The 13,676-nt window shown below is 43.8% G+C and carries 13 protein-coding genes and 1 other RNA gene; 9 read left to right on the top strand and 5 right to left on the bottom strand.

Features of this window, described 5'->3' with window-relative positions; translation table 11 throughout:
- Positions 1–91: 91 nt before the first annotated feature.
- From AC2D6U_RS14035 to AC2D6U_RS14050, 4 genes are read left to right on the top strand one after another with little or no spacing between them, the layout of a single operon-like run.
- A complete protein-coding gene (locus AC2D6U_RS14035) occupies positions 92–1,327 on the top strand; it encodes a M16 family metallopeptidase (RefSeq protein ID WP_484721619.1) in 1,236 nt (411 codons plus the stop codon).
- Positions 1,327–1,968 (top strand): O-methyltransferase, encoded by a 642-nt coding sequence (locus AC2D6U_RS14040; RefSeq protein ID WP_484721620.1) that lies wholly within the window; start codon positions 1,327–1,329, stop codon positions 1,966–1,968. The genes AC2D6U_RS14035 and AC2D6U_RS14040 overlap by 1 nt, the downstream gene beginning before the upstream one ends.
- A complete protein-coding gene (locus AC2D6U_RS14045; RefSeq protein ID WP_484721621.1) occupies positions 1,968–3,857 on the top strand; it encodes a LysM peptidoglycan-binding domain-containing protein in 1,890 nt (629 codons plus the stop codon). The genes AC2D6U_RS14040 and AC2D6U_RS14045 overlap by 1 nt, the downstream gene beginning before the upstream one ends.
- A 20-nt stretch (positions 3,858–3,877) precedes the next feature.
- Positions 3,878–4,825 carry a DUF3078 domain-containing protein gene (locus AC2D6U_RS14050; RefSeq protein ID WP_484721622.1) on the top strand — a complete coding sequence of 316 codons (948 nt, stop codon included), beginning with the start codon at positions 3,878–3,880 and terminating at the stop codon, positions 4,823–4,825.
- On the opposite strand, the gene AC2D6U_RS14055 is transcribed toward AC2D6U_RS14050, so the two are convergent.
- A complete protein-coding gene (locus AC2D6U_RS14055) occupies positions 4,822–5,271 on the bottom strand; it encodes a hypothetical protein (RefSeq protein ID WP_484721623.1) in 450 nt (149 codons plus the stop codon). The genes AC2D6U_RS14050 and AC2D6U_RS14055 overlap by 4 nt on opposite strands.
- Positions 5,272–5,450: 179 nt before the next feature.
- Positions 5,451–6,566, bottom strand: coding sequence for a DNA polymerase III subunit gamma/tau (dnaX, locus tag AC2D6U_RS14060; protein ID WP_484721624.1), 1,116 nt, complete (start codon positions 6,564–6,566; stop codon positions 5,451–5,453).
- 166 nt (positions 6,567–6,732) lie between these two features.
- Here dnaX and AC2D6U_RS14065 point away from each other — a divergent pair, with 166 nt between their 5' ends.
- Positions 6,733–7,161 (top strand): hypothetical protein, encoded by a 429-nt coding sequence (locus tag AC2D6U_RS14065; protein ID WP_484721625.1) that lies wholly within the window; start codon positions 6,733–6,735, stop codon positions 7,159–7,161.
- A 92-nt stretch (positions 7,162–7,253) separates the two neighbouring features.
- Here the strand turns inward: AC2D6U_RS14065 and AC2D6U_RS14070 are convergent, their stop codons facing one another.
- Complete coding sequence (locus AC2D6U_RS14070; protein WP_484721626.1) at positions 7,254–7,958, bottom strand: hypothetical protein; 705 nt, start codon at positions 7,956–7,958, stop codon at positions 7,254–7,256.
- Positions 7,959–8,011: 53 nt separating this feature from the next.
- On the opposite strand from AC2D6U_RS14070, the gene ssrA reads away from it, so the two are divergent.
- Positions 8,012–8,378: a transfer-messenger RNA gene (ssrA, locus tag AC2D6U_RS14075) on the top strand.
- Between the two features lie 298 nt (positions 8,379–8,676).
- Entirely contained in the window at positions 8,677–8,913 is a 237-nt protein-coding gene (locus tag AC2D6U_RS14080) for a GIY-YIG nuclease family protein (protein WP_484721627.1), read from the top strand.
- A 9-nt stretch (positions 8,914–8,922) separates the two neighbouring features.
- Here the strand turns inward: AC2D6U_RS14080 and AC2D6U_RS14085 are convergent, their stop codons facing one another.
- Together AC2D6U_RS14085 and pcaF are read right to left on the bottom strand one after the other, a co-directional pair.
- On the bottom strand, positions 8,923–11,100 hold the full coding sequence (locus AC2D6U_RS14085) for a helix-turn-helix domain-containing protein (RefSeq protein WP_484721628.1): 2,178 nt from the start codon (positions 11,098–11,100) through the stop codon (positions 8,923–8,925).
- A gap of 118 nt (positions 11,101–11,218) precedes the next feature.
- Positions 11,219–12,424 carry a 3-oxoadipyl-CoA thiolase gene (gene pcaF, locus AC2D6U_RS14090; RefSeq protein WP_484721629.1) on the bottom strand — a complete coding sequence of 402 codons (1,206 nt, stop codon included), beginning with the start codon at positions 12,422–12,424 and terminating at the stop codon, positions 11,219–11,221.
- Positions 12,425–12,554: 130 nt separating this feature from the next.
- Between pcaF and AC2D6U_RS14095 the strand changes: the two genes are divergently transcribed.
- Both AC2D6U_RS14095 and AC2D6U_RS14100 read left to right on the top strand, forming a co-directional pair.
- Positions 12,555–12,800, top strand: coding sequence for a hypothetical protein (locus AC2D6U_RS14095; RefSeq protein ID WP_484721630.1), 246 nt, complete (start codon positions 12,555–12,557; stop codon positions 12,798–12,800).
- Positions 12,801–12,867: 67 nt separating this feature from the next.
- Positions 12,868–13,674 carry an alpha/beta hydrolase gene (locus tag AC2D6U_RS14100; RefSeq protein WP_484721631.1) on the top strand — a complete coding sequence of 269 codons (807 nt, stop codon included), beginning with the start codon at positions 12,868–12,870 and terminating at the stop codon, positions 13,672–13,674.
- Positions 13,675–13,676: the final 2 nt, after the last annotated feature.

Below are 13,676 nucleotides of genomic sequence, written 5' to 3' on the forward strand. Positions count from 1 at the left end.
TTCAATGGATGAAAAGCCTAATTATCAGACATTGCTGAGGATTGACCCTCTGGATTTTATAGTATCTTTGTGCCGTTCAGGAGAATAGGAGATGGAAGATTACAATTTACTGCAATTGCCCAATGGCATTCGCGTGGTACACAAAGAAGTGGCCAATACGCAGATCGTGCATTGCGGTTTTATCCTTGATATCGGCAGTCGTGACGAACGTGAAAACGAATTGGGCATAGCGCATTTTTGGGAGCACATGGCCTTTAAAGGAACGCGTAAACGCAAGGCTTTTCACATCTTGAATCGATTGGATTCTGTGGGCGGCGAGCTGAATGCCTATACCACCAAGGAAAAAATCTGTTTTTATGCCTCCGCTTTAGACAAGCATACAGAGAATGCATTCGAGATCTTGCAAGACATTACCTTTGATTCTGTTTTCCCGGAAAAGCAAATTGAGAACGAGCGTGGTGTTATTCTCGAGGAAATGAGCTTGTACCGTGACAGTCCTGAAGATGCCATTCAGGATGAATTCGATCGTGTTGTTTTTGGTGAACATCCGCTTGGTCAAAACATCCTAGGAACTCCCAGCAGTGTACGTTCTTTTCATCGTCACGATTTCCAAGAGTTTTTGAAGCAGAACATGAATACGGAACAAGTCGTCTTTAGTTGTGTTGGGAACATCCCCTTCAAAAGGGTCAAAAAATTAGCGGAAAAGTATTTTGGTCACGTTCCAACCCTCAGTGGTCAGCGGCAGCGGGTACATTTTGGAGGGTATCAACCCAGAACGGAGGTCATCACCAAACAGATATCGCAAGCACATTGTGCCATCGGTAGCACGGCCTATGATTTAGCGGATGACAAAAGATTGCCTTTTTTTATGTTGTTGAATATTCTGGGAGGACCGGGTATGAATTCGAGGCTTAATTTGGCCTTGAGAGAAAAATATGGCTTTGTTTATAATGTAGAAGCCGTATACCATCCATATTCTGATACCGGATTATTTGCCATTTTTTACGGTACTGAAAAAAAGCAAGCAACACGCAGTCAGCGGTTGGTCTTAAAGGAGCTGGACAAGTTGAAAAACAACCCACTAGGTACCCTGCAGTTGCACAAGGCGAAAGAGCAGCTAATTGGTCAATTGGCCATGTCAGAAGAGAACAATGCCAATTTAATGTTGATGATGGGTAAAAGCATTTTAGATCTTGGACGTATCGAAAGTCTTGAGTCCATTTTTCAACAGATCAGATCAATTTCTAGCAACCAGCTATTAGAATTGGCAAATGAGTCTTTCGATGAATCAAACATGAGTTTTTTAACTTTTTTACCTGAAGCCTAATGGATTTTATCCCGGAAAATATCCAGCATTACTGCGATGCGCATACCGATGAGGAGAATGCCTTGCTTCAGCAGATCAATCGGCAAACCCACACACAGGTGATGATGCCTCGAATGTTGTCTGGTCATTTTCAAGGTCGGGCATTGTCGATGCTTTCACACATGATTCGACCTCAACGTATTTTAGAAATAGGCACATATACTGGGTACTCAGCACTCTGCATGGCGGAGGGGCTACAACCTGGAGGAACCCTAACGACTATTGACATCAACGAGGAATTAGAGGAGATGGTACGCGCTTTTTTTGCTCAATCAAGTTATGGGTCTGCCATTGATTATCGTTTGGGCAATGCGCTCGACATCGTTCCAAAACTAGAAGGACCCTTTGATCTGGTTTTTATCGATGCGGACAAGAAAAATTACCTCAATTACTATAACTTAGTTTTCGATAAAGTGAGATCCGGTGGATATATCATCGCCGATAATGTCCTTTGGAGCGGAAAGGTGGTACAAACCGAAAAGAAAATAGATAAGGACACACAAGCAATACTTGATTTTAACCGTTGGGTACAAGAAGATGACCAAGTGGAGAATGTCCTATTTCCAATTAGAGACGGACTAATGGTCGCAAGAAAAAAGTAGTGCAAAAAAACTTATGGATCATCGTGTTTACGTTCATGGCTTCGCTAGCATTTGCGCAAGCCCCGATGATCGTCCCTTCTGAAGTAATGGTTGCCGGCGTCAAGCTTAAGTTAAATGGCGAGGCGAAGAAAGATGTAGAAGAAACCTTGGATCTGTTGACTAGGAGTCAATACCATTTTCAGCTGAAGGTCGATCGGGCCAATTTATACATGGGTTTTGTTGAGGAGATATTAAAAAAAGAAGGAATACCTGATGATTTCAAGTACTTGGCTATCCAGGAGGGAGAGTTTATCTCAGACGCCGTTTCTACTTCTAATGCCGTTGGTTTCTGGCAGTTCAAGAAGGCATCTGCGCAGGAATTGGGTCTGCGCGTTGATGACTTGGTCGACGAGCGGAAACACATCATTGCCTCTACCGTTGGCGCGACAAAGTATTTGAAGCGATCCAATTTTGTTTTTGACAACTGGGTGTTGTCCATGCAGTCTTACTTGCAAGGGCTCACAGGTACTCAACGTTCCGTGTCTGATAAGCTTTATGGTGCCAAAACCATGAACATTACCGGCAAATCCCATTGGTATGTGAAAAAATTCATTGCGCACAAATTGGCCTTTCAAGATTTTGTAGGCGAGGGGAGAAAGCATCCTGAAGTACGACTGGAAAAGTTTGAAGCACGGGGAAAAACCTTGCGTCAAGTGAGCGGCGAAGTAGGTGTGGAATTGGAAGAGATCAAGCGCTTTAATAAATGGCTCAATCAAACGAGAATACCAACGGATAAGTCGTATCCTGTTATTTACCCGCTCAAATCGGGCCAAAAGGTCATTGCTCAGCAAAAGAAGGAAGAGTCCCGTACGCCAAAAGACAAACCAGTCGAGAACAAACGGCAAACTACCCAGCGCCCAACCATGAAGGTCAGCACCACAAGGAGTACTTCTGAGCAGGTGCGTGACTATTACGGCATCAAACCACTGGAAGGAAATACAGGCTATTATCCTGAGATAACGGGAAACGTCAAGTTTGCTGAAGAGCCGGGATTCATTGAAATGAATGGTCTTCCAGCGATCAAGGCCAAAGCTGGAGATGATTTTGACCGGCTTGCTCAACGAACAGGAACATCAGTAAAAAGGCTCAAAAAGTACAATGATATCGGTAATAGAGGAGACGTAAGGCCTGGGAAGTATTATTACCTAAAAAACAAACGCACGAAGGGGAAGGTACACTATCATGTCGTCCGTTCCGGCGAAACCCTTTGGAGTATTTCCCAGGATTATGGGCTACGCCTGAAGCATTTATTGCGCAAGAATAGAATGAAGGATACTGAGGAACTGAAAATTGGCCGGGTGCTTTGGCTGAGGTTCATTAGACCAAAGGATGTACCGGTTGAGTATTCCAATGTCTTGGTTGAGAGCAAACAACCGGGTGCCGAGGAGCGATTGATCAATGAGGTGTATTCAGCCGACGAAACCACTGAAAAATTGCGGAAGGCCATCAAGCCTAAGCGAGTAGAAGATATTCCGGAAAGAGAGTTACCCAAAAAGGTTCCGGTGTTAACACCCGGAGAAGGCGATGAGATTGTTGTTCACATCGTGAAGCCAAAGGAGACATTTTTTGCCATTGCAGCTCAATACGAGGTTGAGATTGATCAAATTTTGGAATGGAATGCTTTACGACTCACCGATGGTCTAAAAATAGATCAATCCTTGCAATTGCTGTTGAAGAAAGCCCCAAAGGCCGAACCAAAAGTAGTGGTTCATGAAGTCCAAAAAGGGGAGACACTTTGGGCAATTGCCAAAAAATATGGGGTAAGTGTTGAAGATTTGCTTCAATGGAATAATAAAACGGACAGCAGCCTTGCCCTTGGAGAAAAGCTCAAGATATTCGCAGAAGAATAAAGATTCTTCCATAAGACTCAATGATTAGAATACTTAGGTTAACATTTCTTACACTTTTTATCTCGTCGAGTGCGCTTTTTGCTCAGAACAAGAATGCGATCAAAGACACGGTGACGGTATTTGGCATTCCCATGCTGATCGAGAGGGATACCGTAAATTATTGGAAAACCAGTGCCAACATCAACCTCAACGTACAACAGATCGGCTTGATCAACTGGACAGCAGGGGGAGAGCCTTCTTTAGGTTTCGGAACAGTGATCGAGGGTGATGCCAATTACGAGAAGGATAACGCGGTTTGGTCGAATAGAGGAAGACTAGCTTATGGTGTTTTGCGGCAAGGTGATGACTCCAATCGTTTTGAAAAGACGGATGATAACCTCTTACTCAAATCGCAATACAGCCAGAAATTCAGCGAAGAGATCTTAATGACTTCACAGCTGCTTTTTCAAACACAGATAGATCAAGGCTTCAAAGTAGAAAATGCTGCCAATGGCCGGCGCAGGGTGCTGATCTCAGATTTCATGGCTCCTGGTTACTTGCAGGCCTCTCATGGAATCACTTTTCGTCAAGGCAAAGAATACGACATTACCCTGTCACCTTTTTCTGGTCGTTTCACGTTTGTATTGAATGATTCACTTTCCACGGCGGGAGCCTTCGGTGTTGAACCCGGCAAAATGATCAGATCAGAAGCGGGGATAAGTTTGACAGGCACGATCAACAAGCAGATCGTCGAAAATGTGAAGTTAAGAGTAGTCGGAAACTTGTTCTCGAACTATGAGAAGTTCCCTACTACAGTGGTGAACCTTTTGGTGAACCTTGATCTTCAGGTCAATAATTACATTGGGGCAACCATCAGTACCCAATTGATCTATGATGAAGATGTGCAGATCACCTTCGATGATGGCTCCCAAGGCACGGGCATTCAGCTCAAAAACGTCATCAATGTGGGGTTTAATCTGAAGTTTTAGAACTCGGGATCTAAGCCAAATTTTTCTTGCAGGTCTTTTAAGGCAGGGTATTTTTTCTTGAGGTGTTCGAATTTCTCCTTATCCGTATACAACATGTCTTTTTTATCCGGTTCAATGATCTCTGATTTGATCTGAATGTGATCATTGTTTAGGTGATCGCGAAGTCTGGTCAAGAGGTCGCTTCTCATCCGGTCAAAAGTCCCTTCTAGAGCTTCATTACTGATCTTTACCGTAATGAGTTGTTCATCGAGGGTAACCCTCTCTTTCAACAGCAATGCTTCATGATGTTGTCCGTTTTGCTCATATTCTTCCACGATCTCATGAAGGTGGGTTTTTAATTGTTCATTGCTGAACGAACTGTTGCGCTTTTGCTGATCTTCCGGCTCTTTTTCTTCTGAGGATGTATCGACTAAGGGTTCATTGACGATCTTTTGTGCATCACTCAAATTGGTTGGTATACTGAGCGTTTTACTTTTCGTTCTTTTTCTTACACTGACCCTTTCTACAGGAGGAGGGATCTCTGCTGTTTTTTCCTGCGGCTCTTCTTCGGCTGGTGGTTGCTCTTTCTTAGGTTCTTCTTTAGATACTACCTGCTTTTGATCCTCTTGTTGGGAATCAGGGGTTGTCAGGCTTTTTTTTTTGATGCTTCAGGGGAAGCATTATTCATTGAGGCCAGAGACAAGGCAGAATTGAGGTGTGCTATTTTCAATAAGGCAAGTTCTACATGCAAGCGTTGATTTTTACTGCCTTTATAGTTGAGGTCACATTGATTGGCGATGTTCAAGGCTGAGAGTAAAAATGAAAGTGGAACCTCTTGTGCTTGTTCATTATAACGCGCTTTGATGCTGTCTGAAACAGTCAATAAGCTGATGGTTTGTTGATCTTTGCAAACCATGAGGTCTCGGAAATGACTAGCTAGTCCGACGATGAAATTATTGCCATCAAAGCCTTTTTTCAGGATATCATCAAAAAGTAAAAGTACTTCTGCTGTTTTTTCCGCCAGTAAGGACTCGGTCATCTTGAAATAGTAGTCATAATCCAAGATGTGTAAATTATCTATGGTGGCCTGGTAGCTCACTTTTTTGCCACTAAAGGTCACGATGAGGTCGAAGAGAGAAAGTGCATCTCTCATGGCCCCATCTGCTTTTTGAGCGATAAGGTCCAGGGCTTCCTGTTCTGCTTCAATTCCTTCGTTTGTTGCTATTTTTTGCAATTGCTTGCTGATGTCGCTTACCTCTATTCGATTGAAATCAAAGATCTGACACCTTGAGAGTATCGTAGGAATGACTTTGTGTTTTTCAGTTGTCGCCAAAATAAAAATGGCGTAAGATGGAGGCTCCTCAAGCGTTTTTAGAAAGGCATTGAAGGCTTGATTGGACAACATGTGCACCTCATCGATGATGTACACTTTGAATTTGCCTTGCTGCGGAGGATATCTTACTTGATCAATGAGATTCCGAATGTCGTCGACTGAGTTGTTTGAAGCAGCATCGAGCTCGTAGATGTTGAACGTATCATTCTCCATCAGCGGATTGTCGATACGTTGGTCATTGATCAACCTGGCTACGATTCTCGCACAAGTGGTCTTGCCCACTCCCCTTGGACCACAAAAAAGTAAGGCCTGCGCCAATTGCTGGCTGTCGATGGCGTTCTTTAGTGTGGTGGTAATGTGTTCCTGACCTACAACTTCCTCAAAACCAACGGGTCTATATTTTCGGGCTGAAACAACGAAGTTATCCATTACGGCAAGATATAAATCTTATTTTATAAGTGTATTAACAGGCTGAATTTTGTCTAAAACTCAAGAAAATTCTTTTAACCAAACGGCATGAATACTCGTTTAACAGCAAAGATAAACGTTGCTATAACCTTCGTTTTTCGGTACAATTATTGTAGATTATTAGAGTATGTTCAAAAGACTGGTCATTTGTTTCTTACTTCTAACATGCCTGATGGGATGTGAAGATGATGAGTTTGGAACTAATCCTGCCACTTTGCCGGGGTTATTCATAACGTGGCAGCTGACTTCCACCACAACCACTTGCAACGACGGAGTACCGGTGGTCGTAGAGCCGCAGGATAAGATCATTATGGTCATTCGTAAAAGCAATTATACCGTAAACGTCAATGGAGCCTTGGCCTATGAGGGGTCAATCTCATTTGATGGAAAAGACATGTTCTTTGCGCCAAGTCCTTTCCCGAATAACGCATTGGGAGTTGCTTCCTTTGCCTTTAATGGTGCAGATCTTGTCATTAATTCCATTGAAAATAAGGCCGCTGGGGAGATTGAAAACTGTCGAGTTCGGCGAGTCTATCGAAGTGCGGATCGTACCTAGCTAAAGCCTGTTCAAATGCACGGATAAGCCAATCCGCAAATCATAGGTCCATTTTGGAATGGGGATGATGGGTTGATTGTCATGATGGACATCTACAGAGAGTTTGAGGGTGATCTTTTTTGACAATCGATCCCTGATCTCGAGGTGTGTGTTGATCCGGTTGCGCCAAAGCTCGTCATCGCCATCATAACCACTTTGGTATTGCCAATAACGTTCAACGTGACGTGATCATTCAGATCGACTTCGCTTCCTAAGTATAGATTTCCTTTGATCAGTTTTTTTTCAATGATCTGCTGTTCAAGTGTGCGCCAAAGTTCCATTTCATAAAATGCACCTATGCCGAGGTACAAGGCGTGCTCTCCTTTGATCATGTTGATTCGTGTATTGGCGCCGTAGAGCAAACGTTCTTTTAAGTTCCGACTCTGGTCGTATTGTACTTGCACAAAGGTTTCCCCTGTAAAGGTGTTTTTTCTGAACCAATTGACATTGAAATGAGACACGCCGGAGTTGATAAAGGCACCCTGTCCTGGTTTGAAGTACCTGAAGTTATTTATACTCAAGAATGCATGCTTATCTGACAGATACGCGACATCGAGTTTAGAAAAGAAACCGATGTAGATGTTTTCTTGTTGTGGAGTTGAACTGAGGTTATTGAAGATGAATTGGAAATCGATAGTGCCGGCCCAATAATTGCTGGTATCTTTATCAAGATGCGATTTATCAATACTCAGTATCTGGGCAAAACAGGACGTAGCAGTGACTAAAAAGAGGAAAAGAGGGATAAGTAACCTTCTCATTGTTACAAAGTACTAAAAACCTATCTTTGCCAACCTATAGTTCATTGAAATATGGGGCCGACCGGAATTGACAGTAAGTGCAATGCTGGTATTAGCATGTCGGGAGTTGTGTGTATTTCCTGTAAATCAAACACTCATCTATTTTAATTGGCGAAAGACAATACGCCCTTGCTGCCTAATCAGATTTAGCTAGCAATGTGTCTCCCAGTCCTCCGTTCTGCCGGACTGGAATCGAGGCATCACATGCGGAACTGGCTCAGGTGGGTTTTGTGACACCTGGGTAAGATCAATCACAAATAAGGTGCTGATCAGGTAGGTTGCTGACCTTGCTGCACTCGAAAAATAACTAGCAAATAAACATGTAGAGGGTACTATGTATTCCTTAGCTGGACGAGGGTTCGAATCCCTCCGGCTCCACAGTCAAGCGCAGACTAACTGCGCTTAAGAGTAAAGAAAACTACTAAGCTTGCTTGAGTGGTTTTCTGCATTTAAGGGGCTGTGCTAAAAGCACAGCAGGCTGCATTTGCAATACGGGAGTAATTGAGGAATCATCACTTGATAATCACTATGGCTCCACCTTCGCCCTCTGAAGCTCGCAAGAGCTAAGGAGGGCGTTTTTATTTACAGAGACCTAATTGTATTGATCTGATTATACACTAGGGCTTCCGCGGAGGAACTCCATAGATAATTTTAAAAATTGAACTAAATACACACACCTATGCAAACTGTTTACATTCTACTCTGTGCAGATGAAGGATTTTATGTTGGATCTACTTCTGATCTTGAAGCACGTTTAAAAAGACATAACCAAGGTAAAGTACAATCCACTAAATATCGACTGCCCATGGAGTTAGAAACACATACAGTGTTTCGAGACAAGTACAAGGCCTTCAAATTTGAAAAATATCTAAAATCAGGTTCTGGAATTGCTTTTAGAAACAAGAGGCTAGTTTGATATCACAATTCATTCATTCAACCGCTTCCACTCCTCCATTGCGATCTTCACTTCACCGTAGCTGTACTCATCGCCTAGTTGACTTTTGATCTCTCCGGTCCCAGTAGTTTTTGGTGTGATTAGACTAAGGACGTTTTGTAGTTTTTGTTCATCCATTAGCTCTGTAGCTTTTATTTCTCCCGTTGAGATGTATTTGCATAAGTGACCTTCAATGGTGGAAGGGACGAGTGCTCTTTCTTCAGCGATTTCTTCGATCGACTTCCCTTGTTTGTACAGTTCGAAGCTGATCTCATGTGTGGGTGTCTTTTCCTTTTTGGTCTTTGGAATAATTAATTCACTCAACACCTGTTGGACGTCTTTCTTGGATGGCGTTTTGTTCTGACTCAGGAAACGAATAAACAGACTGGTACGGTGTAAGGAGAGGAGTTGATCAAATAGCTGTTCTTTTATTTCCATCAGTTCTTCTCTGTATGCTTTGAGTTGAGCCATTTTCTTTAGCTTTTTCTCCTGGATGCTGAACTCCTCATGTCCTTTCTTTAAGATGTCGGTAAAGTACTCAGTTGCCTTTTCAACTCGTTCGTTGAGCAAGGCTAAATCAGCTTGTTCAAAAATGATCTTATGCGCTTGGGATTGGAAGCTTTTGCCTACCTGGGATAATGCCAACAAGGGCTGACTTTTCTCCTCTGTCCAACTGAGATGCAGCTGTTTGAGTGAACGGTTTTCTTGTTTATTGAAACTAGCCAGGTGTGTCTTTAGTATGCTCTCCAAATGAGTGAAGTCAAAATGACGTTGAATGAGCTCAAATAAATACTTCAGTCGGTCTTGCTTCAGTCTTGCACCTAACGACTGGAGTTCGGGTTTATCGGCAATGAACGATTTCATCGAGTCAGAAATATCAAGGCCATCGGATGGTATTTTCGATGACAAGATCAAGCCCTCAAGAGAGGTAAGTCGAGATAGCGCTACATAAACTTGTCCTTGCGTAAAGGCACCGGAAAGGTCGAGTATGGCCTTTTCAAAAGTGAGGCCCTGGCTTTTGTGCACGGTGACTGCCCAAGCGAGTCTGATGGGGTAAAGCGTGAAACGACCAAGTATTTTTTCGTCGATTTCTTTGGTGTCCTTATTCAGGCTAAAGCGTTTGTTTTCCCAAGTGTATTCAGAAACAACGACTTCCTTGCCATCTTCAAACTGCACAATGATCTCATCAATTGACAATGAGGAGATACGTCCGATCTTACCATTAAAGAATTGTCCTTCACCTGAGGGGTCGTTCTTAATGAACATAACCTGAGCTTCTTTCTTTAATTCAAGTACGGGGTCCAAGGGGTAGGCATTTTCCGGGAAGTCTCCGGTAATTTCTGCTTTAAAAGTGTGGGTTTTGCTTTCCAGCGATTGGAGCCTTTTTTGATTGATCTCATCAGCTTTTCGATTGTGTGTGGTCAAGTGAATGAAGCCTTCAGGGGATTCCTCGGCACGTTTCGGATCGTAATGTTCATTAATGAAGTCAAGGTCTGCGGGGCTTTGTTGGTTTTCCCTGAAACGATTCAAAAGGTCTATGAACTGCTGATCACTTTGGCGATAAACCTTTTCTAACTCCAAATGGATGAGCGATGAGGAGGCCAAGGCCTTGGCTTCAAAAAAGTAGCTCGATTGATAGTGGTCTTTGAGAATCTGCCATTCATGCTCTTTTACGACGGGAGGAAGTTGCAATAGGTCGCCAATGAATAATAGTTGTACACCTCCAAAAACCTCATGCTTTCTTCTGCGAAGGTGACGCAACATATGGTCGATACAGTCGAGTAGGTCGGCGCGAAGCATGCTTACTTCATCAATGATCAAGAGTTCCATCTCTTGAATGAGTTGTCGCTTTGATCGATTGAAGCGCAACCCGGAGAATAGGGTCAACAAAGTAGTGAATTGCGCATTGACCGCTGGCGGAGGTACATGTTCGGGGATGAAGGCTCCAAAGGGTAATTGCAATAGAGAATGAAGCGTTACACCTTTCGCGTTAATAGCAGCAATACCGGTTGGTGCAGCCACTACTGTTTTCTTATGGGTATTTTCGGTGATGTACTTAAGAAAAGTTGTTTTTCCTGTTCCTGCCTTTCCCGTCAAAAACACGTGCTGGTGCGTAGTGTTGATGAACTCCGCGGTGATCTTGGCAACTTCATTGGGCTGATCGTTCATGCGTGTGTTGGTTTTTCTTTTGCATGATACATATTCCTTTGTTTTTGGGCAAAGATCAGGTACTTCTTAGCATTGGAATGAAAAGAAGAATAATGGACGAGTCAATAAGAGGCAATAATTAAACGCGCTCAATAATGGTGGCGTATCCCTGACCTACACCCACACACATGGTGCACAAGGCGTAACGTTTGTTTTGCTCTTGTAATTGAATGGCTGCGGTTTGTAACAGCCTTGCCCCTGACATCCCTAACGGATGCCCCAAAGCGATGGCACCACCATTCGGGTTGATGCGAGGGTCGTCATCTGCTAAGTCCCATGAACGAATACAGGCTAAACTCTGCGCAGCAAAGGCCTCATTCAATTCAATGATGTCCATGTCTTCCATGGATAAGCCGGCCTTGGCAAGCGCCCGATTTGATGCTTCGACGGGGCCAATGCCCATGATCCGAGGTGCAACACCTACTACTTGAGAGGCTACAATTCTCGCCACCGGATTTAGGTCATAGGTTTTTACGGCATCTTCCGAAGCGATCAACAAGGCCGCAGCGCCATCGTTTAATCCCGAGGCATTTCCAGCCGTGACGGTTCCGTTTTCTTTGAACGCCGGTCTTAGGGAAGCCAGTGCTTCTAGGGTAGTGCCTGCCTTGATGAATTCGTCGTGTTCGAAAATGATGGGCTCTTGTTTTCGTTGAGCAATACTGACCGGCGTGATCTCTTTTGCTAGCCGACCACTGTTAAGTGCATGTGCTGCTTTCTGCTGGCTGCGCATCGCAAATTGGTCTTGGTCAACTCTGCTGATGTGATGCTCAGTTTGTAAGTTTTCCGCGGTTTCGCCCATGGCTTCGGTTCCGTAGAGACTTTTCATCTTGGGGTTGACAAAACGCCAACCAAAGCTGCTATCGTAGAGTTTCGCATCACTACCAAAGGGCATGGCCGATTTCGAAAGTACTAATGGGCCACGGGTCATTTGCTCTACACCACCTGCAATGAACAAGTCACCGTCACCCGCTTTGATCGCCCGATTGGCATGAATAGCCGCCGACATGCCAGAGGAACAAAGTCGATTTACCGTTTCTCCTGGGACATCGATCGGTAAGCCCGACAGCAATGCCGACATGCGCGCCACGTTTCTATTGTCATCACCTGCCTGATTGGCACATCCCAAGATCACATCATCAATTCTTTTAGGGTCTATCGTTGGATTTCGGTTCATTAGTTCCTTGATGACCAAGGCGGCAAGATCATCAGCTCTAACGGGCGAAAGAGTTCCTCTGAATTTTCCAATGGGTGTTCTGATGGCGTCAATGATGTAGGCTTCTTTCATAGGTGGTTTTGATAAAGAGAGTTCGTTGAATTAAAGGTCAAAATTAAGCTTTGCTTCGCATTTAGCAATTGAGCGATTCATTTAAACAATCTTTCAATATTTAACTTCTTATCGTTAACATGCGAAAATCATGAAGTGTTCTACGGGTAAATACCAATACATGTCAGAAGAGCTGGCAGAAACCGCTTTGATCGATCAACACATTTACAAGGGATTCCAGCTGCACGAGGGCCCGCAAAATGTGTATGAGTGCGACCATTGTGGCTATTGGCATCTTACCTCCAAATCGATGAGCCGAAACCTTCGCTTAGAAGAGATGCACACAACTGGTGAGATGAAAAGAAAACAACAAGCGCAGCGTTGGGAGCGATTTTAAATTGTTCAGATCAAGCCAAGACATGAAACCATACATTTACCGACTTCCACATTTTTTAATTTGTTGCATGTTGGTGGCAAGTGGGACCATTCAGGCACAGGAACGGCGTTCTACTGCAGCCTCCAATGTATTCGTATTGGAACAAGACTTTGACCTGCCAGGCCTTGAGCGCACCCGCCAAATCCGATTGTATTTACCTCCAGGTTACGAAACGTCTACGACGCGATATCCGGTCATTTACATGCACGATGGCCAGAATCTTTTTGATGAGGCTACCTCTTTTGTTGGCGAATGGGGCGTAGATGAACTACTGAATGACATGGCCAAAGAGGGAGGTCCTCAATTCATTGTAGTGGGAATTGACAATGGAGGAACCTTGCGAACGGAAGAGTTAACGCCCTATCCAAACCCACAATATGGAGGTGGAAAAGGAGCGTCATACATGCAATTCATAGTGGAGGTGATCAAGCCTTACATAGATGAACAGTACCGCACCATTTCTGATCCGGACCAGACCTATCTGATCGGGTCCTCATTAGGAGGCTTAATTTCTCATTATGGCATCTATGCCTATCCAGAGGTTTTTGGTAAAGCGGGTGTTTTCTCTCCCTCTTACTGGTTTTCTTATGAACAGATGAAGGACCTGACCATGGATAACCCACTTCCAACGACCCATCGCTTATATTTGCTGGTGGGCAAAAAAGAAGGACCTAACATGTATTTGACCATGAACAGCATGGTCGATGTAATCAAAAATTCTGGTCATTCTGAAACTAATCTGATCGCCAAAGTGGTTGAGGACGGAGAACACAATGAGAAATTCTGGAGGTCTGAGTTGAAAGAAGCTCTCCTCTGGCTCTCCCAAGAGGAATAAAT

The organism is Roseivirga sp. YIW32 (assembly GCF_057219245.1).